Origin of the sequence: Citrobacter sp. TBCS-14, from assembly GCF_005280805.1 — a bacterium.
Lineage (GTDB): Bacteria > Pseudomonadota > Gammaproteobacteria > Enterobacterales > Enterobacteriaceae > Citrobacter > Citrobacter gillenii.
In genome coordinates this window covers 398-600 of the sequence record NZ_SZWM01000280.1, presented here as the reverse complement: position 1 = coordinate 600, position 203 = coordinate 398, and the positions used below count along the sequence as shown (strand labels likewise).

At 58.1% G+C, this 203-nt stretch carries 1 pseudogene; it reads right to left on the bottom strand.

The annotated features are described in order from the left end of the window. Positions 1-203, bottom strand: a pseudogene (locus tag FDX22_RS12520) (rhamnulose-1-phosphate aldolase); the annotation flags it as partial.

Genomic DNA, 203 nt, shown 5'->3' with positions numbered 1-203 from the left:
CGCGGTCTTTGCCATTGGTGGCTTTAATGCGCGCGCAGTGGGATAGGAAGTGGGCGGGCAGTTCGGAAGTCGGTACGGCTTCGTGGGTCAGACCCCACAGAATGTGATAACCCGCGCCATCGCTATCGATTTTCACCACGCCCAGATTTGCGGCCGGGTCGAGTTGGACGTTGCGGAAAAATTTCCCCGAACCGGTGACGATA